The organism is Paenibacillus thiaminolyticus, assembly GCF_003591545.1.
Taxonomy (GTDB): domain Bacteria; phylum Bacillota; class Bacilli; order Paenibacillales; family Paenibacillaceae; genus Paenibacillus_B; species Paenibacillus_B thiaminolyticus_A.
The window spans coordinates 44,650-68,778 of record NZ_QYZD01000024.1 but is presented as its reverse complement, the minus strand read 5'-3'; the positions used below and the strand labels follow the sequence as shown (position 1 = coordinate 68,778).

18 protein-coding genes and 2 pseudogenes are annotated in these 24,129 nt (G+C 56.2%); 7 read left to right on the top strand and 13 right to left on the bottom strand.

The features are described 5' to 3' along the window. Positions 1 to 9 precede the first annotated feature (9 nt). Both DQX05_RS21630 and DQX05_RS21625 read left to right on the top strand, forming a co-directional pair. Positions 10 to 1,347 (top strand): TrkH family potassium uptake protein, encoded by a 1,338-nt coding sequence (locus DQX05_RS21630; RefSeq protein ID WP_119795540.1) that lies wholly within the window; start codon positions 10 to 12, stop codon positions 1,345 to 1,347. Between the two features lie 100 nt (positions 1,348 to 1,447). Further along, positions 1,448 to 1,779: pseudogene (locus tag DQX05_RS21625) on the top strand (aromatic ring-hydroxylating dioxygenase subunit alpha); the annotation flags it as partial. 321 nt (positions 1,780 to 2,100) lie between these two features. Here the strand turns inward: DQX05_RS21625 and DQX05_RS21620 are convergent. From DQX05_RS21620 to hrpB, 3 genes are all read right to left on the bottom strand, one after another. Then, on the bottom strand, positions 2,101 to 2,610 hold the full coding sequence (locus tag DQX05_RS21620) for a CcdC family protein (RefSeq protein WP_182914858.1): 510 nt from the start codon (positions 2,608 to 2,610) through the stop codon (positions 2,101 to 2,103). Positions 2,611 to 3,280: 670 nt separating this feature from the next. Further along, positions 3,281 to 4,492 (bottom strand): macrolide family glycosyltransferase, encoded by a 1,212-nt coding sequence (locus tag DQX05_RS21615; protein WP_119795539.1) that lies wholly within the window; start codon positions 4,490 to 4,492, stop codon positions 3,281 to 3,283. Between the two features lie 484 nt (positions 4,493 to 4,976). After that, entirely contained in the window at positions 4,977 to 7,538 is a 2,562-nt protein-coding gene (gene hrpB, locus DQX05_RS21610) for an ATP-dependent helicase HrpB (RefSeq protein WP_119795538.1), read from the bottom strand. Between the two features lie 572 nt (positions 7,539 to 8,110). Here hrpB and DQX05_RS21605 point away from each other — a divergent pair. Further along, a complete protein-coding gene (locus DQX05_RS21605) occupies positions 8,111 to 8,785 on the top strand; it encodes a YidC/Oxa1 family membrane protein insertase (protein ID WP_119795537.1) in 675 nt (224 codons plus the stop codon). A gap of 89 nt (positions 8,786 to 8,874) precedes the next feature. Further along, a complete protein-coding gene (locus DQX05_RS21600) occupies positions 8,875 to 9,489 on the top strand; it encodes a LysE family translocator (RefSeq protein ID WP_259392165.1) in 615 nt (204 codons plus the stop codon). 365 nt (positions 9,490 to 9,854) lie between these two features. On the opposite strand, the gene DQX05_RS21595 is transcribed toward DQX05_RS21600, so the two are convergent. The 5 genes from DQX05_RS21595 to DQX05_RS21575 form a co-directional block, all read right to left on the bottom strand. After that, a complete protein-coding gene (locus tag DQX05_RS21595; protein ID WP_259392164.1) occupies positions 9,855 to 11,651 on the bottom strand; it encodes a S9 family peptidase in 1,797 nt (598 codons plus the stop codon). A 254-nt stretch (positions 11,652 to 11,905) separates the two neighbouring features. After that, positions 11,906 to 12,109: a DUF2087 domain-containing protein gene (locus DQX05_RS21590; RefSeq protein WP_259392169.1), complete on the bottom strand. Its 204-nt coding sequence runs from the start codon at positions 12,107 to 12,109 to the stop codon at positions 11,906 to 11,908. 91 nt (positions 12,110 to 12,200) lie between these two features. After that, the gene (locus DQX05_RS21585) at positions 12,201 to 13,208 is read right to left on the bottom strand and encodes a hypothetical protein (protein ID WP_119795535.1); all 1,008 of its coding nucleotides are present in this window, start codon (positions 13,206 to 13,208) and stop codon (positions 12,201 to 12,203) included. A 224-nt stretch (positions 13,209 to 13,432) separates the two neighbouring features. After that, positions 13,433 to 14,425, bottom strand: a complete 993-nt coding sequence (locus DQX05_RS21580; RefSeq protein ID WP_119795534.1) for a hypothetical protein — start codon at positions 14,423 to 14,425, stop codon at positions 13,433 to 13,435. A 190-nt stretch (positions 14,426 to 14,615) separates the two neighbouring features. Then, positions 14,616 to 15,908, bottom strand: a complete 1,293-nt coding sequence (locus tag DQX05_RS21575; protein ID WP_119795549.1) for an NCS2 family permease — start codon at positions 15,906 to 15,908, stop codon at positions 14,616 to 14,618. Positions 15,909 to 16,440: 532 nt separating this feature from the next. Between DQX05_RS21575 and DQX05_RS21570 the strand changes: the two genes are divergently transcribed. Both DQX05_RS21570 and DQX05_RS21565 read left to right on the top strand, forming a co-directional pair. Next, positions 16,441 to 17,868, top strand: a complete 1,428-nt coding sequence (locus DQX05_RS21570) for an erythromycin esterase family protein (protein WP_119795533.1) — start codon at positions 16,441 to 16,443, stop codon at positions 17,866 to 17,868. A gap of 52 nt (positions 17,869 to 17,920) precedes the next feature. Continuing rightward, on the top strand, positions 17,921 to 19,366 hold the full coding sequence (locus tag DQX05_RS21565) for an erythromycin esterase family protein (protein WP_259392163.1): 1,446 nt from the start codon (positions 17,921 to 17,923) through the stop codon (positions 19,364 to 19,366). A 100-nt stretch (positions 19,367 to 19,466) separates the two neighbouring features. On the opposite strand, the gene DQX05_RS30380 is transcribed toward DQX05_RS21565, so the two are convergent. The 5 genes from DQX05_RS30380 to DQX05_RS31005 form a co-directional block, all read right to left on the bottom strand. Then, the gene (locus DQX05_RS30380; RefSeq protein ID WP_147385219.1) at positions 19,467 to 20,006 is read right to left on the bottom strand and encodes a hypothetical protein; all 540 of its coding nucleotides are present in this window, start codon (positions 20,004 to 20,006) and stop codon (positions 19,467 to 19,469) included. Between the two features lie 349 nt (positions 20,007 to 20,355). Then, entirely contained in the window at positions 20,356 to 21,102 is a 747-nt protein-coding gene (locus DQX05_RS21555; RefSeq protein ID WP_119795530.1) for a hypothetical protein, read from the bottom strand. Between the two features lie 13 nt (positions 21,103 to 21,115). Beyond that, entirely contained in the window at positions 21,116 to 22,417 is a 1,302-nt protein-coding gene (locus DQX05_RS21550) for an SPFH domain-containing protein (protein WP_119795529.1), read from the bottom strand. 224 nt (positions 22,418 to 22,641) lie between these two features. After that, positions 22,642 to 22,905, bottom strand: a complete 264-nt coding sequence (locus DQX05_RS21545) for a hypothetical protein (protein ID WP_119795528.1) — start codon at positions 22,903 to 22,905, stop codon at positions 22,642 to 22,644. Positions 22,906 to 22,951: 46 nt separating this feature from the next. Further along, on the bottom strand, positions 22,952 to 23,119 hold the full coding sequence (locus DQX05_RS31005; RefSeq protein ID WP_182914857.1) for a hypothetical protein: 168 nt from the start codon (positions 23,117 to 23,119) through the stop codon (positions 22,952 to 22,954). 580 nt (positions 23,120 to 23,699) lie between these two features. On the opposite strand from DQX05_RS31005, the pseudogene DQX05_RS21535 reads away from it, so the two are divergent. Beyond that, positions 23,700 to 24,128: pseudogene (locus DQX05_RS21535) on the top strand (LD-carboxypeptidase); the annotation flags it as partial. Between the last annotated feature and the right edge of the window lies 1 nt (position 24,129).

The window sequence follows — 24,129 nt, the reverse complement described above, 5'->3', positions numbered from 1 at the left end:
ACCTTCTGTATGACGCTGTTGAAAAAAAGGAAGCTGCACTGGACGCCCGCCCGCGTGCTGGTGACGGGTTTTCTCTTTATTATTTCAATCGGAACCCTGCTGCTGATGCTGCCTATCTCGCTAATGGAGGGTCATTCCCTCTCCTTCGTGGACGCGTTATTTACGGCGACCTCCGCCGTCTGCGTAACCGGGCTGGTCGTCGTCGATGTCGGCACGACCTTTTCTCCCTTCGGGCAGGGAGTCATTATTTCCCTCGTCCAGATCGGGGGCATCGGCTTCATGTCGGTGGCATTACTGTTCTATCTGATGCTGGGCAAAAAGATATCGCTCCGCGAGCGTCTTATCCTGCAGGAGTCGATCAACGCCAACAGCATGGAAGGGATTGTGCGGACGATTCGGCGGGTCATCATCTTCGTCGTCATCATCCAATCGTCGGCCACGGTCGTGCTGACGTTGCACTGGGGCCGAACGATGCCGCTCGGGCAATCGTTCACGTATAGTCTGTTCCATTCGATATCCCTGTTCAACAATGCGGGCTTCGACCTGTTCGGCGACAGCTTCCAGCAGTTCGCAGAGGATGGGGTAACCAATCTTGTCGCCTTCTTCCTGGTCATCGCGGGCGGTCTCGGCTTCATCGTGCTGGCGGAGCTGTATGATTACCCGAAAAAACGGCGGCTCTCACTGCATTCCAAGGTCGTCCTGTCAATGACGGCGTTTCTCGTCGTAGGGGGCGCGCTGCTGCTCTTCATCTTCGAGTTCTCGAACAGCTATACGCTCGGTTCGATGAGCTGGGAAGGCAAGCTGTACGCTTCCTTCTTCCAGTCGGTATCGGCCCGTTCCTCCGGCACCGTAACGCTGGATGTAGGGGATATGCGCCAGGTGACGCAATTTTTCCTAATTATGCTCATGTTCGTCGGCGCTTCGCCCGGCTCTGCCGGCGGCGGGATCAAGACGACGACGTTCGCGATTCTGATGGCAGCCGTCTATGCGATGCTGAAGGGGCGCGAGGATGCCGTGCTGTTCCGGCACCGATTGCCGAAGGATCTGATCATCAAGGCGTTGACCGTGATTTTCCTGGCGCTGTTCATGGTGCTGTCGGTCTCGATGCTGCTGGCGGTCACCGAGGATGTGCCGTTCATCAGTATTCTGTTCGATACCGTATCGGCCGTAGCAACAGTGGGCATGTCGATGGGGCTGACCCCCGATCTATCGCCCTTCGGGAAGCTCGTCATCGCCATGACGATGTTCATCGGCAGAATCGGGCCGATGACGCTCGCCTACGCGCTCGGCAATCGCCGGGAGCAATCGCTCTATCGTTACCCGGAAGGGAAAATCATGATCGGATAACAACAACCCCCGCTGCCATGAGGACGCAGCGGGGGTTATATGTGTTCGGAAATCCAATATCGCCGGCTATGCTGCCGTATCCGTTGGGGCTTCCTTGGCCGAAGCGGCGCGCCCGCTCACGGTCAAGTTCGTCAAGCGCGACAAGGAGACCGGGCAGCGGATGTCGATTCTGCTGACGGTTCGCCCGCAGGACACGGCGGCGTCCGTTGCTTACGGCGTCATCTCGTTCAGCTACGATCCAGGGCTCAGCGACGACGAGATTACCAGCTTCCAGGATATGATTTTCGCGCAGGACAAGCCGGTCGTCGAGAATCAGAAGCCGGAGGATCTGCCGCTTGATCTGCAGGCAGAGCTATCGCTCAAATGCGACCTGGTCAGCATCGCTTACCGTCAATATTTGAAGGAGCTCGTATCGAGTGGGGAACCGCTTGAGCCATGAAAGGAAAAAGTCTGGGGCCGGTACAGGCTCCCAGACTTTTTGGTGTGTGGCATCGATGACGAATGACTGTACCGATATAGAGCACTATTTACAAAAAGAGCCCGCCCCTTCCCGTGTTCGGGAAGAAGCGGACTCCGTATAGCCATAACCTCCGCGCCTAGCGCTGCTTGCCGATTGCATGAGCTGCGAGGACGCGCTACCGCATCCGGCTGCTCCATTTCGGCCGATCCGTTACCTCAGCTATGTTCCGACAGCTATGCTCCGGCAGATCCGTTCCGGTAGATCCATTTCGGCAGGTCCGTCTGCCGCCATGTCTACGTGGCGCGGTTCTCTTCCGCACCTGCATCCGCAGAGCCTGTCAGCTTCCGGTATTGCCTCAGCATGGCTACACGCCAAGGAAGCAGCATCCCGAACGCCAGGATGAAGAAGATGGATGCGCTCTGCGTCATCGATACATATTGCTCCACGACGTCATGCAGAATGAGCCGCAAAATCAACAGCGCGACGATGACCACGATGAACATATTCGAACGCTTCAAGTATACTTGCCCGCCGTTCACCTCGAACCGCGATGTGCGGATAAGCGGGTACGAGAAGCATAACGCGCCCACCACAAAAGCGGCAATCCCCCATGTCCACGGGATCCGCATCGCTGGCACGACAAACATGAGAAAGCCGGAAGCCATACCGACAGGCGGCATAATAATCTTTTGGACGGATGTCGGCTTGTGGGACGCACGCAGGCGCAGCACAATGACCGCTGTCCCGGCCGCGAGCGATACAAGCAGTGACATCCATTGCGACGATACCAGGGCATGTGACATGGTCATTCACCTCGATAGACTAAAATAGAACCGCAGGGCAACCCCATCGCCCTCGGTCGTCTATGACTTATTTTACATGAGTATGCCCTCGCTTACAAAAGGTACCCTCTTGCTTCCCCCATACCCAGCAGATCCATCCGGTATCCGCCAATATGCAGCGCCCGGGAACCAACGGTTCTGCCCGCTTCTTCCGCTCACATCCTCTGTGCCGACTTGTTCCATACAGCGGGCAAGGGGGTATCTCATTGGCATCGCTAATATGATTGGGGGTCAACAGAGAATGCGGAGGCCGGACAAACGGTGGCGGGCAAAGCGACAGAAGATAGGTGAGGCAGTGAAATCCTGCGTTAGTGCAACAATTTACGTTAGTTGAGGCGCTAAATGATGAAGTTCCTGCAATAGCACATTATTTTCGTCTATTTTTACCTCTTTTCTATTGGGCAGCCTGAAATTGATGCAGCTTTGCAGGAATCTCTGTAAACGGAGTATATGTCATAAAAGAAAACTGCATATTCACAGTTTTTTGAGCCACTTAGCTGTGAGTGAGAAGCAGGGGGGCTGTCTCGTTGCCGCTAAAAAACGATTTATGGGACAGCCCAGCCCCTTATGTGACGCGAGTTGAGTCGGTGACCAAACTGCTTAACTTAACGGTGTATCTCCATATTGCATTTTATACTTTAGAAAATAAAGACATGATGCGATTGGCGGCTTCTCTGTACCCGCCAGCGTTGCGCAAGGAATCGCCTACCTGCTTGGCATGCTCTTTATAAGAAGAATCATTCAACACTTGAAGCAAAGCCGACTTCAAAGCTTCCGGCGTAAGCCGGCTCCTATCTAACGTAATCCCGGCTCCTAACTCCTCCACCCGCTTCGCAACAATAGGTTGATCCGAGCTTAATGGAATCATGACAAGGGGCACGTCATAATATAGAGCCTCACTTGTACTGTTCATGCCTGCATGTGTAATAAAAGCATCGGCTCGCTGGAGCACTTCCAACTGGGGAACATACGGCTCGATAATGAAATGATGCGGAATAAGGTCACCCAGCGAATCGAGATCCGTGTCTTTGCCGCAGGATAACACAAATTGGGCCGGGATATCTTGACACGCTTCAAAGCAAAGCTTGTAAAGCTCGACATCCTTGGTCAAAATGCTCCCCATTGATATGTAGACCACTTTATCATATCGGGATCGAAGCTGTTCGAACGGAAATGAAGGCGCGTCAGGACGTGACGCAATGGAAGGTCCGGTAAAGACATAGCTATCGTCAAGCTTGTCCGCATCCGGTTGGAATTCACGGCTAGTAAATACAATCTTACATTGCCCATACTGGCGGGTAATATCTTCAAGGGCAGGGACAGCTACGTTACATGCCTGAGCGACGCTCTCCGCCGTCTTCGTCAGTCTGGTATACAGAGCGTCCACATCTACATCATCGGCATCGAACACCTCTACAATATTGCTTAGAGGCTCAGCGAAAGCCAGGTTGGTAACGGAGCAGAACGTCGGGATGCCTAACCTTTCCCCTAGAATAGCCCCTCCCCAACCGAACAAGGAGTCAAAAATCAGGTAATCAAATGACTCGTTCTCGGTCTGCCTTAAAATTTCGGGAATGTGAGGTTCAATAATGCCTCGCAGTATAAAATTGATGAAGTGAAGCGGGTGTGTATATTCCGTTGGATTAAAGCCAAGCTCTCGAAAGACAGTTTCATCCAATTGATAGGCTCGGAACTCCGCTCCGGTCTGGGCGAGCCTCGACCGATATTGTTCCGAGCACATATAGACGACTTCTTCTCCGTTGTCGACGAGCTGCTTCACTAATCCTACCGTAGGATTAACGTGACCTTCTGCTGGAATTGTTACGTACAATACGCGTGCCACTTACTCCACCTCCAAAATTATACTGAAATAGAATATGACTCCATTTCCATTATAGATGAGAGCATACGGAGGTTCAAGCAACGTGTAAACCCAGCCATGCACTGTCCAATAGAACGGCCGGGCCTATAGATAATCCATCCACTGTCTCTACTTGTTCCAAAACGAAGACAAAGACTTGCTAGCGCGCCTTCTCCTTCCGTCTGTCCGTCTTCGCCTTGAATCGGCTATGGATCGTGTGGATTGTTCATAGACAGCCTTCAGGCTTAGCAGAGAGAAGAAGTCTAGTGTTGATAAGGACTCTATGTGCCGTCTGAGCGAAGGGGATATTGGCCAAAGGGAGGCTGCGAGGTACCCGCCCCGCCAAGTAAAAAAGGAATAGATCCTCTCAGGAATTCGTTCCTGTGACGATTCTATTCCTTCTTGCTTCTTCCTGGTCCCTTCTATGAGCTGCCTCTCCGGAAAGTCCATGCTGAGTCGGCTCTGCCTATCCGCGCGGCGGCTGGGGCCTCGTCCGGCGTGTCGCGATTGCTTCGTGCGGATCATCCGGCCAATAATGCTTGGGGTAGCGGCCTTTCAGATCCTTTTTGACTTCGAAGTAGGTGTTCTGCCAGAAGCTCGCCAAGTCCTGCGTGACTTGCACAGGACGCTGGGCCGGCGAGAGCAGGTGCAGGGTCAGCGGCACCGCGCCATTGGCGATGCGCGGCGTCTCCTGCCAGCCGAACACTTCCTGCAGCCGAACGGCGAGCACCGGCCGATCCGGATCGGTGTAATCGATTGCGATCCGCGATCCGCTCGGCACCGTCATATGGGTCGGCGCTTCCCGCTCGATCTGCTGCCGCTTCTCCCACGGGAGCAGCGCTTCGAGCGCCGCCGCGAGGTTGAGGCTCTGCAGGTCCGCACGGCTTCGCATTCCGTAGACGTGCGGACCGAGCCACTCCTCCAGCGTGGCGAGGAGGGCTTCCTCCCCGGCATCGGGCCAATCCGGCTGATGCCGGTGCATGAACTGCAGGCGCGTCTGCCATTGGCGCGCCTGCTTGGTCCACGGCAGCAGGGCCAGCCCTTCCCGGGCGATGCCCTGCAGAAGCGCGTGCTGCACCGCCTCCACATCGGGGGCGGGGTGGGGCGCGTCGGCAAGCGTGAGCGCGCCCAGCCGGACGCGCTCGCGCGCACGGACGGCTTGGGCCGCCGCGTCCCAGGCAACCTGCGTCTCCCGCACGAGCTGCTCGGCGAAGTGCCGCTCCAGCAGGGCGCGGTCCAAGGCAGCCGCCAGCAGGATGCGGCTGTCCGCGCCGGTGTCGTCGAGCTGCAGGGCGACGAGGTAGGGCTCGCGCGCGAGCGGAGCGCTGCGGGCCACGGCAGGGGCGAAGGCCGCCCCGCGCCCGTTCGCGAGCAGAAAGCGGCCATCCGCCCGGCGCTCCGCGATGCGGTCCGGGTATGCGAATCCGGCCAGCAAGCCCGCTTCGGCAGCGGATGGCGGCGGCGCGTCCGCGGCGGCGCCGAACGCCTGGCGGTAGCGCTGCGCCTGCTCGCGCACCTGGCGGACGGCACCTTCGTCCAGCCGGCCGCCAGCCGCAGACGCTGCCTGCGGAGCGCGGCGGGCCGCGAGCGCCGCCAGGCGCAAGGACAGATCCGGGCTAAGCGGCGTCTCCGCCGCGCCCGGGTCCTTGCGGAAGAGGTCGCGCTCGCCAAGCAGCGCCGCCAGATCGCAGGCGGCGGCGCGGAGGCCGAGCGGCTCGGCCCGCACGATCATGTGCGCGAGCCGCGGGTGCAGGCCGCTCCCGGCCAGCTCGCGCCCGTGCGCCGTCAAGCCCCCGGCCGGCGTCAAGGCGCCGAGCCGCTGGAGCAGATCGGCGCCTTGGGCCAGGGCGGCTGCGGGCGGCGGGGTCAGCCACCGCAGGTCGGCGGCGGCGGTGCCCCAGGCGGCCAGCTCCAGCACGAGCGGGGCCAGGTCCGCGTCCAGGATTTCCGGCGTGGTCTGCGCCGGGAGCTGGGCGTGCCGCGCTTCCGGCCAGAGCCGGTAGCAGACGCCGGGGCCCAGCCGGCCGGCCCGGCCGCGCCGCTGGTCGGCGGACGCGCGGGAGACGGGCAACGTCTCCAGACGCGTCATCCCGGTGCGCGGCGAGAAGCGCGGCACGCGCATAAGGCCGCTGTCGACGACGATGCGGACGCCTTCCACCGTCAAGCTCGTCTCGGCCAGCGCTGTGGCGAGCACGACCTTGCGCCGGCCGTCCGTTCCGGGTGCGATCGCGGCGTCCTGCGCTTCGGCCGAGAGCTGGCCGAACAGCGGGGCGATCCGCACCCGCCCGTCCATGCCGTGCGAGCGCAGCTCGGCATAGAGCGCCTCCTCCGTGCGGCGAATCTCGCCCGCGCCGGGCAGGAACGCCATAAGGTCGCCGTCATGGTGCTGCAGCGCCGCCGCGATCGTCCGGGCGACCGCCCGTTCGAGCGGCACGCTCTCCGGCTGCGGGGCATAATGCGTATCCACCGGATAGGTCCGCCCCGGGCTATGGATGACGGGCACGCCGCCCAGCAGGGCGGCGACCGGCTCGGCCTCCAGCGTGGCGGACATGACGAGGATACGCAGATCGCCGCGCAGCAGCGCTTGCGATTCGAGCGCCAGCGCTAGGCCGAGATCGGCGTGCAGATGCCGCTCATGGAACTCATCGAAGATGAGCAGCCCCACGCCTTCCAGCGCCGGGTCCTCCTGCAGCATCCGGGTCAGGACACCCTCCGTGATGACCTCCACCCGCGTCGCGGCGCTCACCTTCGTATCGAGGCGGACCCGGTAGCCCACGGTCTCGCCGGGCTTCTCACCCATCACCCGCGCCATATAGCGGGCGGCCGAACGGGCCGCCAGCCGCCGCGGCTCCAGCATCATGATGCGCTGGCCCTGAAGCCAGGGCTCGTCCAGCAGCGCCAACGGCACGCGCGTCGTCTTGCCCGCCCCCGGCTCGGCGACGAGCACCGCCCCGGAGCCAGCCTGCAGAGCCTCCTTCAGCGCGGGCAGGGCATCCTCTATCGGCAATCGATTCTGTTGCTCCACCATTCTTTCACTCCAACTCCATATCTGATTCCGTTCACAGCCGCACACAGCGGCGTGACAAATGGGGACGGCAGATGATGCCGATCTCCTGCGACGGGCTTTTCTATTACTTTTATATGGATAGCCTCTTGTTCCTGTCCCGTCTTCCCTTCGTCCATCATAGATGAGAGGAGGCGCCGTTGGCAATGCGGCAGGACAGCAGCCTATTATTGGACGAAACGCATTTTCCGCTTGTTCGTATGTAACGGTATAATTAAGCGGAAGGGGGGTGAGCGGAATGAATATTGAGTTGTCCATCGATTGGTCGCTGCTGTTCCTATTGATCGGGATGTGCGGCTTATTGGCCGGATACTTCTTGTCAGCCCGGCTGGAAGCTCCGTGCCTGCAAGCGTACCGCTCGGCCTGGCTCTCTGTTCCCGCTCCTCCCGAAGGTGAGACAGCGGTTCATCCCCTCCTGGCCGGTCTGCGGCGCATTCGGAGCAAAATCCCGCGCCGCAGCGGAAAGCGGACCCTGGATGAACCGCAGCCTCTCTCTGTGAATCATCAACAATGTACATTCACAGGGAGGGATCTCGATGGCTCTTTTACAAGGGATAGCAGATTTATTGTATATGGTATTGTCGGGGCTGTACGGCCTGATTGGGGATTGGGGCATCGCCGTAATTATATTGACGCTGGCCGTGCGCGGCCTGCTCTTCGTTGCGAGCCTGCACACGTCCAGGCAGCAGCTGCGGCAAGCGAGAATGCAGAAGGAGTTGCAAGCGGTTCGCACGCAATGCGGCGAAGACAATGATCGACTGCTTCAGGAGACGGGCAAGCTGTATGCCAAATACGGCATTCGCCCTATCTCTCAGCTGGCATCGCTGCTCGTGCAAATGCCGATTATTTATGCGCTGTATCAATTGTTCTCTGCTCACGGAAGCGCGATGAGCTCCTTGCTCGTCCCATGGGTCGCCTCCTTCGCGCAGTCCGATCCGTGGCATATCGTTCCGATCGCCTATGCGGCGGTATCGTTCGTCAGCATGCTGATCCCGTTGACGGCCGAGCTGGCCGGAACCGGCAGCGGCCTGAGCCGCAGCCTGCTGCCACTGCTGGCGACCGGACTGTCCTTGCTTTTTCTGTGGCGGATGCCGGTGGCGCTCGGCCTGTATTGGACGGCGAACAAGCTCTATTTTATTCTGGAGCGGGTGTTCTTCCGGACGGGCTGGGGCCGTCGCCTGCTGTATAAAAATTTACCGGAGGCGTCCTGACCGGGAGACTCGAGGGACATAGACGGTTCGGTCAAATGGGAGCCCCGGGTTACAAACATTCTAAATCGACGGCAATGAACGCAGGCAGGATGCAACGGCATCCTGCCTGTTATGTCGTGCGGCGGCTATCCCTTATATTCCGATCTCAGGATCGCTGGAACGCTTGGTTTGTAGGCATCGGCGCAATGTGCGCCGACGTCGTGTTCATGCTGATAATTTATTTTGGAGCTGCCGCCTATCTCACGACGCCGCTGGCGAAGCTGATCATCTGGGTCCTCGGATGCGGAGTGCTGCTGAAGCTCGGGTATGATAGCATCCGCGACGCCCGTACCGTCATCGATACGGGGGACACCGGCAGTCCTGCCCGGAAGGGATCCGTCGGATCGTCGTTCCTGTCCGGCTTCCTCATCGCGATTGCCAATCCGATGAACATCGTATTCTGGATCGGCATCTATGGATCGGTCATGACCAAAACGCTGGAATCGTCGGGGAATGGCCAAGCGTTATGGTTAAGCTGCGCGATTTTTGCCGGAGTATGTCTATGGGACTTCACGGTCTCGCTCCTCGTCCACCTGAGCCGAAGAGCGGTCTCCCCGCGCCTGATGAAATGGATCTCGATCGTGGCCGGGTGGTCGCTTATCGGGTTCGGCATCTACTTCGGTTATTCCGCAATTCAACAGACGGCCCTGCTGCTGCGGGGGTAATGCCGCATGAATACTCCCCCGCCCAACGGCGAACAAGCCCTTCGGCTCCTGAACTGTCTGGCTGAAAGACAGCCGAATAACGACGTATCGATAACTGGGCCAGCCAGTCCGGGGCATCGTCATTCCGCAGCATTGGAATGGATAGCTTCCCGGGCTTCCAACCATCACTGTATTCCTTCGTCAAGGTCCGCACCATACCGAAGTACGGCGCCTGAGCCGACGATCGGTCCCTCCCGCTTCTCGCGGGAAGCCAGGTCCCATGCCTCATACTTCCCCCCTCCGGTAGAAGGGTCAAGCTCTCGTCATCCGATCAAAAAACTGTCCCCGGGCCTCTCGGCCTCTTGGGGACAGTCTGCTGCCTGCGCCTACCCTTGGTGTCGCTGCAGGAAATCGACGATAGCGCGGTACACCCGCATCTCGTTCTCTTTCTTCGAGAATCCATGCCCTTCATCGTCCAGCACGATATACTCGACATCTCGGCCCTGCTGGCGGAGCTGCTCGACGATCTGGTCGGATTCCGCCTTGACGACCCGCGGATCGTTCGCGCCCTGGATGACCAGCATCGGGTTCGTCATGCCGTCCAGATAGGTAATCGGGGAATCCTTGATGAAGCGCTCCTTGTCGCGCTCCGGATTGCCGACCCAGAGCTCCATCATCGGCTTCCAGTGGTCCGGAACCGAATGGTAGAAGGTGAACAGATTGCTGACGCCGAAGATATCGACCGCCGCCTGGAAATAATCCGCATGGCGTCCGGCCAGCAGCAGCGTCATATAGCCGCCGTAGCTGCCGCCTACGATGAATAGGCGCTCCTTCGACGAGATGCCCTGCTCGAACAGCCAATCCATCCCGGCTACGCAGTCGAGTCGCGGGCCTTCGCCCCAGTCGCACTCGACCAGCTTCACGAACGAGCTGCCGTACCCGGTGCTGCCCCGGAAGTTCGGGGCGAAGATATGGTAGCCCTGCGCGAGGAAGTACTGGAACATGCTGCGGAATTGCTTGCGCTCCGCCGCTTGCGGCCCGCCATGCGGCCAGAATATCGTGTAGCCATTGGCCGCTTCTTCCTTCGCCCGGAACAGCAGCGCCTCGATCTCCATCCCGTCGAAGGAGGAATAGGTGACGACTTCCGGATCTACCATCTGCTCGGCCGTCAGTCCGGTCGGCATGTTCCGGGTCAACTGCTTCCAGCCGCCGTCCGCTTGCTTGTAAATATTCGTCGGAGATGCGGCTCCACGGGCGAGCAGGTAGACGGCGCCAGACTTGGCGACATGAATCTGGTCGACAAGCGCGTTCGGAAGCTCCATCGGCTCCAGTTCCCGTGCATCGAGCGAGAACCGGTACAAACGATCCTCAACGCCTTTTTCCGTGACGAAGTAGAGCGTGCGGCTGTCCTTGTGCCACTTGATCTCGATGATGCCTTCCTGCGGAATCCGGCACAGCTCGGAAAATTGGCGGCTCGGGATATGGTACGACGCCGCGCAGGCATACTCCGCCTTGTAATCCGTGGTGAAGACAATCGTGTCTTCATCCACAAAGATAGCGCCGCTGCTTCGGTGAACCTCGCCCTCTTCGGCGGGTACCAGCGGACTATCGCCTTCTTCGGTGCGGACATAGAGCACTCGATAGGTATTGCTGTAGGAATGGCCGTAGACGAAGCGGCCCTCGCCCGGGCTGACCGCCTCCAGATCCGTTGCTGCGCCCTGTCCCTCTATCAGCAGCTCGTCCTGCTTTGTCCGGAAATGATATACGCGGCTATTCAAAAAATTCGGATTATTCCGGCTTGTGCAATAATATAATCTCTCCCCGTCCTCGGACAGGTGGGCGAAATACATCTTGTCCTTCTCATCCGCCTCGAACAGCGGTATCGGCTTGCCTCCGGCTGTCGGAAGCGCATAAATGTGATAGTTCTCGTCTCCGTCGCGATCGAAGCCGCACAGAATATGACGCTGCTCCGGGTCAATGGCAATGAAGCTGCTGACCTGATTGATATACGTCAGCGGGTAAGGGAAAGCGGTCCCCTCCATCTCAATCGCCCACAGATTGTAATGGCCGTTCAGGTTGCTGCTGAACACGATTCGGCTCTCATCCCGGCTGACCGCGAACTGGCGAATGACCGTCGTCTGGAAATACTGTTCTACATCAGGCTTCGGAAACTGTAGCAACATATACCCTCCTCCTTGGTGCCAAACCGGGACTTGGAACCGCATAGCATTCCAAAGCTTGGCATATGAATATGTCCATAATATCTCGATTTCCGCCCTCGTGTAAAGTGAGCCTTCTTATGGTACCGGCCGTGCCAGCCCTGACAATTCAAGGTAATTTGCCTGCTGCTGTATGAGAAACGCGCCATGCTGCAGCAGTGCTCGTTCCGTTTGCGGAAACTCCGTTTATTTAACCGCTGTTCTACGATAGGCTCGGCTTACTTTTTCACCCAATTGGCACTTCCGTCGGGTTGCCGATCCAGGGAGCCGTATTCGATGAGATAACGGCGAAGGGTAGCATAATCGGCATGCAGGGTCGAACTGCGGAATGATGCAGGTTGAGATGACAAGCTTGCGCTTCTCCTTGTTCCGGACTTCCGTGAGCGGGTCTTGGGGGCCTTCCGGTAACTATTTGCGCACATGCTTGCTGCCGTACAACTCGCGCACCCAATAAAATAATAAAGGCATGCACCGCGTCCGAAGATACCATGCATGCCTATCTGCATTACGATTCTATTCCTTTGCCCCTATGGCCGGAGTGACTTTGAACGTGTTGAATTTTCCTTTCCCATTCAGAAATCCTTCTACGGTCGGCTGGCCCCGCTTCGTAAACAGGATGATTGACGGATCATCCTTGTCCCGCTTCATCCCGTAGCCGGTCAGATCCAGACCGAAGATCTGCTTGACAACAGGCGCAGCAAGTGCAACCGCAGTCTCCTTCGTCAGCTTGGCCGCCGCCTTATCCGCCGCTTCCCCATCGTTGGCATACTCATTGAACGCGACGCCCCATATGTTCCCGGTCTTCGCTCCGACCGTGACCAGCACATTCATATTCGGATCTTGCAGAATCCATACGTTCTCATCTTGCGATTTGTACCGTGTAGCAGTGGTCAGCTTCGGCGCCTTGACTCCTGCGGCTGCCGACATACGAGCGACAGCCTGCTGCGCTCGGGTGCTCATCTTCTTGTCCGTCTTCGTTAACGGGTAGTCGAGCGATACATTCTCAACGATGCCATTTTTGAGCGATACCCAGACGCCTTTGCCATAAAGCTCGCTCCTGATGGTAGAACTGTTGGAATCCATGGTGCGCACGGCACGGGTGATCGTGAATTTATTTTTTCCATCTAGCCCCTTGATTGCTTTGTCCGCCGCGGTTCTCTCCCGCTCTCCTAGATCTGCATACGGTATCGTCACCTCGATAGTCATCAGTCCGTCTGGAAAGATCCTCGCATAGTTGCGGTTATCCTTGCCGTAGATCGTAAGGGTGCCGCTAGCGTCAGCCGCAGAATCCAGCTCGATCTCTTTGCCCGCCAGCCGCTCCATTCCGGAACGCACCTGCTCCAGGACCGACGCTTCCACCTTTTCCAACCGGGTCTCGTCCGAACGGGAACCGTCATACGTGTCGGCCTCGCTCTCCCCATACACATCGCTCATTATCTGTGCATGTGCCGGAACCGCGCCAAGCAGCAGCGCAGCTGTTATTGCCGCAATCCCCCATTGTGACCATCCTATTTTTCTCATCGTCTGCTTCCCCCTGCCATGTTGGTAAAACATCTATAGTAAATGACTCATCAAGTACCTTCATTATATGAGAGGACCGGGGAGGTTCTCCATGCTAAGCTTGCCTGTTTTTCCTTTAATTTCTAGTTTATTTGAATTTTTACCCATTTCGAAGGCAGTACGCGCAAAAAGGCCGCTCCGCCAGCTCATGCCGAGCCGGGCGGGCAGCCCATTCCATGGTTGCTTTATTCTGCTATGCCTTTTGCCGGCTGGATTGAAATCGCGGTGAACTTCCCTGAGGAAGATATGATTCCGTATATCGACGGCTGGCCTTTCTTCGTGTATTCGAACATCATCGGGTAGTCCGGACTCCAGGACACGGAATATCCTTTCATGCCGATTCCCGAAATTTTCTTGACGACGGGCGAAATAGCGGCAATCTTCTTCTCGTTGCTCATCTTCTTCGCCATTTTTTCCATTTGATCATAATCAATGGGCTTGTTGTCTAGTACGGAGACGCTCCATATTTTCCCCGTCTTTGTCCCTACGACTACGGAAGCCTTCCCGTCACTGTCGTTGAAGATCCAGACATCGCCGTCCACGGCTTTGGTACGGATGGCCTCCGTCAGCTTCGGAGCGGACACGCCCGCCGCTTTGGACATCTCTTTGAGCGCTTCCTGCGCCCGGGACAACGCCTTTTTATCCGCTTGGGCCGCCGGGTATTCAATCCCCGTGAAGATAACGGCGCCATTGCTGACCACTACGCTTGCATCATCGCTATTGATATAATAAGTGATGCTCTTTTCTGCTGCCCCTTTCGCCGTATAGACATCGGTAAATTTGAATTTTTTCTTCCCGTCCAGCGCCGTGAGCGCCTTCTCCGCAGCTTGTCTCTCCTTGTTCGGCACTTCCTTATAGGAAATTGCCGCGCTTACATACAGGGAATTATCGATATCCTCGATAAGGAAGCTGGCAAAGTCGTATTCGTTCGCGCCTGTAAGATAAATCATCTCATCCGATTGATAAGCATGGGTCAGTTCAATCTCTTTCCCCGCGAGCTTCTTCATTTCCTGCTGCACCCGTTGAAGGAGAGCATCATCGATATCCTCCATATTCAGTTCGACGCCCTCTTCCTCCCAATCCCATTCCTCGGCCTGCGCATGCGCCGGAACAGCGCTTAGGAGCAATGCGGCCATCCACAGCGGCGCGATCCATCTGACCCACTTGGTCCATCTCATCGTCATGTCTCCCCCTATGTATTATTGGACAAGGAACAGGGACGCCGTACGCCCCTGACCGTCCTCCTAATTATACGAAGGAAATACAGGATCAGACAATGAAGAATTATCCATATAAAAAGGCCCGGCGTAGTCAGTCAACGCCAGGCTTGGGCGAGTGCCCCTAGTAAGTCCGTGCACACAGGCTTCCTCAATGCGCCGGGAAAAAGACCATCTGCAGCGCGAAAATGACGCCGAAGACATAAAGGATCGGGTGCACTTGCCGTCCTTTGCCGCTGAACAACTTGATGAGCGGATAAGTAATAAACCCAATCGCGATTCCCGTCGCGATGCTGGATGTCAGCGGCATGCTGATCATAATCGCGAATGCCGGGAATGCATCATCGAATTGCTTCCATTGGATGCGGGCCAGCCCCTCCATCATGAAGCACCCGACAATGATCAGCACCGGAGCGGTAATGGCCGGCAGCGAGGAGATCGCCTCGATAACCGGCGAGAAGAAGAGCGACAGGAAGAACAGCCCGGCGACGACGGCCGAGGTCAAGCCGGTGCGTCCCCCTGCGGCCACGCCTGCCGACGATTCCACATAGGCGCTGGACGGGGTCGTGCCCATCAGCGATCCTGCCGTCGTCGCCAAGGCGTCGGCCAGCAAGGCCTGCTTCGCCCGCGGAAAAGAGTTACCCTTCATCAGACCCGCCTGCTCCGCAACGCCGATCATCGTGCCGGTCGTATCGAAGATCGTCACCAGCAGGAAAGCAAAGACGACCGTGTACAGCCCATGCGTGAAGACGCCTGAAATATCGATGTCGAACAGTACCGGGGCCGGCGGGAGCGCCACGACGCCTGTGAACTTCATCAAGCCCATGAAGTAACCGATGACGGCGGTCAGTGCCATGCCGATAAATAAGGCGCCGTTCACCTTGCGGGCCATCAGAACCAGCGTGATGAACAGGCCCGCCAGCGTCAAGATCGTGACAGGCTGATGCAGGTCGCCAAAAGCGACCATCGTCGATTCGTTGGCCACCACAATGCCGGATGATTTCAAACCGATAAAGGCGATGAATAACCCGATGCCTGCCGTGATTCCGAACTTGAGCGGCGCCGGGATCGATTCAATCAACGTCTCGCGCAGCTTCGTAAAGGTAAGCAGCAGGAATAGAATCCCCGCCAGAAATACCGTGCCGAAGACGGCCTGGTAGCTGACGCCATGCGAAGCGACCACGGAGGTGAAGTACGCATTCATTCCCATGCCCGGCGCGACGGCGATCGGATGGTTCGCCGCCAATGCCATGGTCAATGTTCCGATAATGGCGGAGATGACTGTCGCTGTGAACACCTGTTGGAACGGCACCCCTGCCCCCGATAAGATAGCCGGGTTGACCACGACAATATATACCATAGTCAAGAACGTGGTAAGGCCCGCTGTCATCTCGGTGCGGGCATTTGTGCCATGTTCTTTTAATTTGAACAACTTTTCTATCATGAACTCTGCTCCTTCCTTGCCTTGCGCATCGCGCACTTTCGTATCCTAGTCCAAAGCCGACATTTTGTCAATGACATTGTCGATTCATTCGCCTTTTCGTCGGAAATTGCCCGGGAAATGCTATTTCGACTCTTTCCCCCGCCCCGAAAACGAACAATATGTCGATAGTCACGATTCTTTACACTTGCCAGCCAGACTCGTCCTCTGTTGAAAGTAGTTAGTCTAGTATTCCATGGCGCAACAGAAACCCATTCATTCCATAATGTATAGTATTGTCTCTCTTGTCCTCGCAGCATCGTTCCTATCCTGTTCATTCGACCTCCAAGATGCGCCGCTCACCCGCAAAATCGCTCCGTTCATTACATAAATAAGGCGACGGCATTCCTTCCGTTGTAAGATGAATGCATCATTTCGGAAGCGAATATGATTCAATAGCAACGGATCGCAAATATGGTTCAATAGCAACGCATCGGTCCTTGTGACCATGATTCATATGTAAAAGGAAAGATACTATATAGGGAGAGATGATATTTTGAAGCCTCATATGACAAAATGGACCAGACGTTCCGTACAGCTTTTCGCAGCATCCCTCATTTCTGTAAGCGCCTTGTTCTCATGGGCCCCTGCCGCATATGGAGAAGCAAGCCCGGCTGCAGCCGCATCGGCAGCCACCGTCAGCGGCACGGCATCGACGGAATTCAGACAGCAATGGGAAGACTGGCTCCGTACGAATGCGTATGCGCTGGACACGATTCAACCTGCTCCGACGAAGGACGGTCAGGCCGCCGAGGGCAGCTTCGCCGACCTGGATATGCTGAAGCCGCTGCTGCTCGACAAGCGCATCGTCTATCTCGGCGAGAGCTCGCACGGAGTCGCTGCGTTCAACTCGGTCAAGACGCGGTTGATTCAATTTCTCCATCAGGAATTGGGCTTCAACGTCGTGGCCTTCGAATCTCCGCTGGGCAATGCGGCAACCGCCTTCGGCAACATGAAGACGAAGACGCCGGAAGAGATGCTGAAGACCTCCATTTTCCCGCAATGGCGTACGAAGGAGACGCTCCCGCTGTTCCAATACATGAAGGAAACTCAAGCTACGGAGCAGCCGCTGCAATTGGCAGGCTTCGATATGCAGCCGATGGGGCCGATTCTGGCCGGGGATTGGATGAAGGATGATGGCCTTAATGCCCGGTATGTGGAAGCCGAGCGTTCGATGTGGAAGTGGATGAGCTCGGAGGATCTGGCAGCCTTCGCGAAAGAAAAGCCTAATTTGTTGAAATTATACCAGGATATGAGGGCAAAGGTGGCCAAGCAGGAGCAGGACTTGGTGAAGATATACCCGGACAACCCGCATCTGATTGCGATGATGAACCGAATGCTCGACGATCGCATCCGCCTAGTCGACGAGTACATTGAGCTTAGTATCAAGGCGAATGTGACGGCTCAGGAAGGCGATTATTCCGGCATGATGAAGATGATGGAATGGCGCGACCAGGCAATGGCAGACAATCTGCTCTGGATGGCGACCGAAATCTATCCGACGGAGAAGATTATCGTGTGGGGCCACAATACGCATATCAGCAAGGCGACTTCGCGGTTGGAGCAATCGTTCATGCCGGAGGGCCGCTTCATGGGCGAATTGATGCAGAATACGATGTTCGGGCCGTACAGCTACGCGATTGGCTTGTATATGGGAAGCGGAACGAGCGCGGATAATCTGGGAGAGACCTTCGAGGTGCAGCCGGTTCCGGCCAATTCGATCGAGTCGTTAATGAAGACCGCGAATCGTCCTTATACCTTCGTCGATCTGCGCTATCCGGAGAAGAGCCAAGGCAGCTCCTGGATGAGCGAGCCGCGCTCCGCCCTCTACTTCGGTATGCTGCCGGAAGTCTTCGTGCCGCGGGAGCAGTATGACGGCATCTTGTATATTGATCAGGTAAAAGCACCGGCATTTCTACAATAATGGCCTTATCTATGAAATAGAGAGACAGATTACTTACGAAACCTAGGAGGATATGACCTTGAATATGACGTTATCGGATTGGACGCGCCGGGGAGCCGCAGTGCTCCTCGCCTCCGTTATTGCCTGCGGCACGCTGCTCTCCTTCGGAGCGACAGCGCACGGGGAAGCCGCAGCGAATGACAAGCAAGGAGTGGGCAAGGCGGCAGCGCAGTCGTCTGCCGGGACGGCGGCGGCCCCGGACCGGGCGCGCACGAGCACCGAAGCCCGGCAGGAGTGGAAGCAGTGGATGAAGGACAACGCCATCGGGCTCGATTCCATCCAGCCGGAGGCAGCCACGCATGCCCTGATTCCTGCCGAACGCTTCGCCGATCTGGACGGGCTGAAGCCGCTGCTGCAAGACAAGCGCATTGTCTACCTGGGCGAGAGCTCCCATGGCGCGGCGGAATATAATTCAGCCAAGACGCGGATGATTCAATATTTGCACCAGGAGCTGGGCTTCAACGTCGTCGCCTTCGAGACGAATCTCGGCAATGCCGCCTCCGCGTACGGCCATATTCGGGCCCGGGAACCGGTCGCGACGATGAAGGATTCGATATTTGGCATCTGGCAAGCGCAGGAGACGGTGCCGCTTTTCCAATATATCAAGGATACGCACAACACGAAGACGCCGCTCGCGCTAGCCGGCTTCGACATGCAGCCGCAGGGCCCTCTGTTCACGGATGAGTGGATGGGCGATGCCAAGCTGGCCAAGCAATTCCAGGATGCGGAGCAAGAGCTGGATGAGTGGGAACTAACCGAAGATGTAGAAGGTTACCGCAAGGCGAAGCCGAAGCTGCTGAAGGTGTACCAACAGGTGCGGGCGCTGCTGCCGAAGCGTGCCGAGGAGCTGCAGCGGCAGTATCCAGACAACCCGCATATCGTCAAGCTGATGGAACGGGCCTTAGACAACCGGATTCAAGTCGTCGAGGAGTATATGGAGATTTCGATTAACTCCACCGCGTTCCTGAACGGAAAATCGATGGACTACATGTCGATCATCCAATCCTCGGAGTACCGTGATCGGATGATGGCCGACAACCGGAGCTGGCTCGCCACCCATGTCTATCCGAACGAGAAGATTATCGTCTGGGCCCATAACGGCCATATCGCCAAAGCCTACTCACAAGAGATGAATTCGCTGCCGCGCGTCCATATGGGCGAATTGATGCAGAAGACCGAATTCAAGGATCAGAGCTACGTAATCGGCCTGTATATGGGCGGCGGCCGCAATGCGCATGTCACCGGAGGTTCTTCCGATGTGCTTCCTCCGATGCCGCATTCGATCGAGGAAGTGATGAAGGGAGCAGAGCATTCTTTCTCCTTTGTCGATATGCGCTATGCGAAGCGCGTGCCGGGCAATTCGTGGATGACGCAGCCGAACATCTCCTACTATGACGGCGTCATGCCGGTTAGCAGCATTCCCGCGGAGCAGTTCGACGGCATCCTGTTCATCGATTAAGTAAGCGAGCCGGATTATTTGAAGTAATCCGCGATCAGAACAAGGCTGCGCCGCTCAAGCAGGCATTCTGCTTGGGAGCGCAGCCTTGTTCCCTTTCTATTTACAGGTTGGTCAGGGTAGAGCCGCAGTATTCACAAGCTACGCTCGCTTGCGCCGGGACGGTGTTCTGGGCGCCGCAGCCCGGGCAGATCATCCTCCGCGGAGGCGAAGGCGGAGACTGGGCGCTGGCCGTCTCCTTGGCCGCAGCGGCGGTATAGGTATTGGCCGACCGCTTCGGGATGGCCTCCCGGCTGTACTTTTTCCATTCTTGATCGGTAGTCCGGCCCGCTTGCGATGAGCCTACCTTCCCTTCCCCGCTGAACCCGTTCGGTACCGATTGGGCTTGATTCTCCTTGCGGTTCAGCCTCGTGCCCGCCCAGTACATGAGACCGCCTGGGAGGCAGAACAGAAGGAAAAAGATGATCAGAATTTCCAATTCATTTTCCTGTTTTGATAAGGCAAGAACCAGCACAGCCAACCCGAAAAAGATAAGGAATATCAAACCGATAACCCGCAGCACATTGCCAAGACGGAACCATCGTTTCAGGAACATCCATGGACGATGCGCCGCTGGTGCGGCTTTCAGTTCTTCCCACTTCATCCACCGAACTGGAGCCTCCTTTTCGGCTGACTTGATGACCCTATTGCCGGCACGTATCATGGACAACCCGGGCAACAAGTACAGAACACCAGCTATGAGTATCACTTGAGAGTAGGGTGGTGGATTCGGATTCTGGAACAGTTGTCCATAGACCAGAAGAACAAATATGGAAATCGAAATCCCGCCCGCAATGCGAAAGCTTCTTCTTTTCCTCTGTGCGGTCTTGTAATCATATTTGCCGCGAAGGATACCCAACGCAATTCCCGTAGGCGGACAGATAAAAAACATAAAGGCAATCCCAGCCACGCTGAGCCACAAGCTTCGTCTTTCCCTGGACATGGCGCTCCTCCTACTTCATCACCGTCATGCGTTCATTGCGGAGACGAAGGATCTTCGCAATATCCAGCATCAGTTGACGCAACTCGTACGAGGAATGCAGCGTCGGCCGTTCGCGAACGAATGAACGCACCCCGCTGTCCAACTGCCGCACCTTCTCCATCAGCTCGGCCTCTTCCAATACCAAGGCCGGATGCGAGATCGGATCGCTGTACTTCAGCTGCTCCTCCAGACTGTACAGCAATTCCCGCAGCGTATCGCGGTCCGCATGCTGGCAGCTGTCCAGCTCCATTCGCGCTCCGTGCAGGATGATATAGAGCTGCTTCATCGATTGGATTCGGATCTGCTCGTCCGCTTCCTGCCTGCGAATAAATATGTTGGCCATGCCGAGAAGCAAGCCGACGATCAGCATCGCTGCCAAGGTCAAGATATGAATGAATAAATAGATTTTGAACGGGATGTCGAAAATAAGCCAGAATAGCACGATATGCAATAGAACGGCAGCATCATAAATGGTGATGACCGCGGCCAGCGACATATAGGCCGGGACAGACGCCTTGAATTCGTGGCCGCTCTCTATCATTTGGAGCACGAATCCATAGCTTATGACCTCCGCCAGCACGAGGGCGCCTAACGACAGCCACCAGGAGGCGTCGCGCGTGTCAGTCTCACTGAACGAGAAGAACAGCGAGAGCGTCACGATAAGGATGATAGCGAAAATCGTCGTCGTAATCCCTTTGTATGAAGTAAGCTGTCTCATCCGTCATCCCCCCCTATGTCAGCTTATTGCCGCACTCAACGCAAAATTTCTGTCCCGGCTGCACTTCGTGGCCGCATTGGCCGCAAGTGAGCGCGAGCTCCTGACCGCAATGCGGGCAGAACTTGACTCCGGGCTCCACGTTCTCCCCGCAATGTCGGCACGGAACCGGCATATCTTGCCCGCATGTCACGCATTGGGCTTGGCCCGGTTGATTGTCCGCCCCGCAGTGGGGGCACGGATTGTACGGGTCGCCGCAATGCGGACAGAACTTGGAATGCTGGGACATCGAACGGTTGCAGGCGCCGCACAGGACTTCTTCCGGGGGGGCGGCCTCTCCGGAGGCGGCAAATGCCGTACCGCATCCCGTACAGAAGACAGCGTCTTCCGGATTGCGGCGATCGCATTTCGGACATGTTTTCTGCCGGGCCGGCACAGTCTGCAGGTCATCGGCCAGCCGCGTCATCGTGCCGCCGATGGCGCCGCCGACTCCATAGCCCATGCTGAGGCCAATCCCCGCACCCATCAGATCCGAATGGGTGCCGCCCTCGTTCTTCGCGGCATGCGCGAGCGTATCGAAGGTGCGCTCCTGCTGATACGTGAACCCGATAATCTCCATCTCCGCTCGCTTCGCGAGCGCTTCCCGCAGACGCTGCGTAGCCGGATCGTCCTCCGGCGTATTGACGGAATCGACGGTGAAGTTCAACAGCCGGATGCCATATTCCTCGAAGACGGGCGCCACGCGCTCCTGGATATGCTTGGAGATATCTGATATGTATGCGTTAATTTCCAGAATGCTAATTTTCCGGTGAACGAAATAAGACGAAATCAGCTCATGAATATTCATCATCAGCACACCGCGGAAATATTCGCTTAGCGCGTCCTGACTGAAGAAGGGCATCGTGCCAACGAGCTTCCCCAGGAACTTGCGGGCGTCATCGATCTGAATGCCGAACTGACCGTATGAGCGCACCAGCACGAACATCTGATATTTCGGATCCTGGAGCTGCAGCGGCGCTCGCGTCCCCCATTTGATATTGAGAGAATGAAGCTTGTTGACGAACCATACCTCCGCCGTGAATGGCGACTTGCCGCCGAACGGCAAATTCACGATATTGCTGATTACCGGTATATTGGCGGTACTTAACGTATGCCGGCCGGCGGTGAACCTATCCGTCGCCTGTCCGCCTTTATAGAGAATCGCTTCCTGCGATTCATTGACGATAAGCTGCGTCCACGTCCCCATTTCCTGATTCGGATGCTTCCATGCGAATACATCCGGCGGACCGTCGTATTTGATCACATCAATGATTGCCATCTTCCTTCTCCCCCCGCTGAATATATCTGTCCATTCTATCGGTTATATGTATAGAGGCTTGCAAAGAAACCTCCCAAATACAATGAATACAGTCGCATCTCTATTATAGGAAAGATTAACTAGGAAATATATCATAAATATCGTGTCCGAATGATCATTTTGGAATCTAGCCTATGAAGCCGCAGCGCAAAAAAACACCCTCATCGGAATGAGGGCGGACTCTCTTAAAAAAGTCTTCTTCTCGGAATGCGGGGTCTTGTCTCCAGCAGCACGATAGCCAGCAGGTCGAACAGGACGAGCGGCAAGATGAACGGGGCAAAGGAAGTGTGCATTTGCTTCGCATGCTTCACAGAACTCACCTTGAGGTAGACCCTTTTTTTATCCACCTTCACGATTTTCCCGACATAGACATTGCCATTCTTCGCTCTAATTCTGACCTGCTTGTTCAGGCATTGAGCGCATTTTCTGTACATGGATACGGCAGGCATGGTTGACCTCCCTTACGCTTTTGTCGAGACCAGTGTATGCCGGCTGTCACGGAAGGGTGTGGGCTGGGGCTATTGCCTGGGTCCTGCTTTGCCTGACGGTCATCCATTCCACTTGCTCCGCAATCGGCTCAACTATCGTGTCGGCCTGGAAACGAACCTGGAATTGATAGACTTCCTCCGGATCAACGATGGACAGCAGTTGTTCTCCTTCCACCTCGAACGGCCCGTTTCATGTATTTATGGATGGTTCGAAAGGAGCCGCTGCACATGAGGATACCGACAACCATCAGGATTAGATTGCTTACTAGGAAATTTCGATTGCACCGTTTTATCTGATATCGTAGAAAAGTATCGCCATGTTATCATCCCCGAGAAGTATCCGTATCAGTCTTACCTTTTTCACTAAGATCGGTCAAGGAGTAAGTGTCATTGCACGTGCTACATCTGTAATAGATACCAAGCTTGTTGGCTGACCCGGCATCCCCCTTGCCAAGCTCCGCACGCTGCAGCATTTCTTCACAGCCCGGACATCTTTTTTCCCTGAAAAGAAAGTAAGACAGCTCTTTGGCCGAAAATTCTATCTCATAGGAAGTCATTGTTTGGTTCTCCTTTAATTTGGATGCATCCGTTTTTTCATATATCGGCATATCCCGTGTATCATTTCATAAAATAAGGAAAAATATTAATTTCTATGTGAAAAAGGAAGTCCCTTACTTCCGTTAGGAGCGTTCAGATCGATCACCACTTCGTTCCATTTGATGATACAATGTCTGGAAAAGGGAGGGGATTCAACAATGCATGCACCTAAACTAAAGCAAGGAGACGAAATTCGGGTTATCGCGCCTTCCAGAAGCTTGTCTCTCATTTCCATGCCGCAGCGAGAGTTGGCGAAGCGCCGCCTGGAGCAAATGGGGTTTACCGTGACCTTTTCCACTCATGCGGAAGAAATGGATGACTTCAACTCGTCCTCAATCGAATCCAGAGTGAATGATCTGCATGACGCGTTCCGAGATCCGGGTGTAAAAGCAATCTTGACCGTCATCGGCGGATTTAACAGCAACCAGTTGCTCCGCTATTTGGATTATGAACTGATCCAGCGCAATCCGAAATTATTCTGCGGATATTCCGACATCACCGCGTTGAGCAACGCGATATATGCCAAGGCCGGGATGATCACCTATTCCGGACCTCATTTCTCGACCTTCGGTATGGAACGGGGCATCT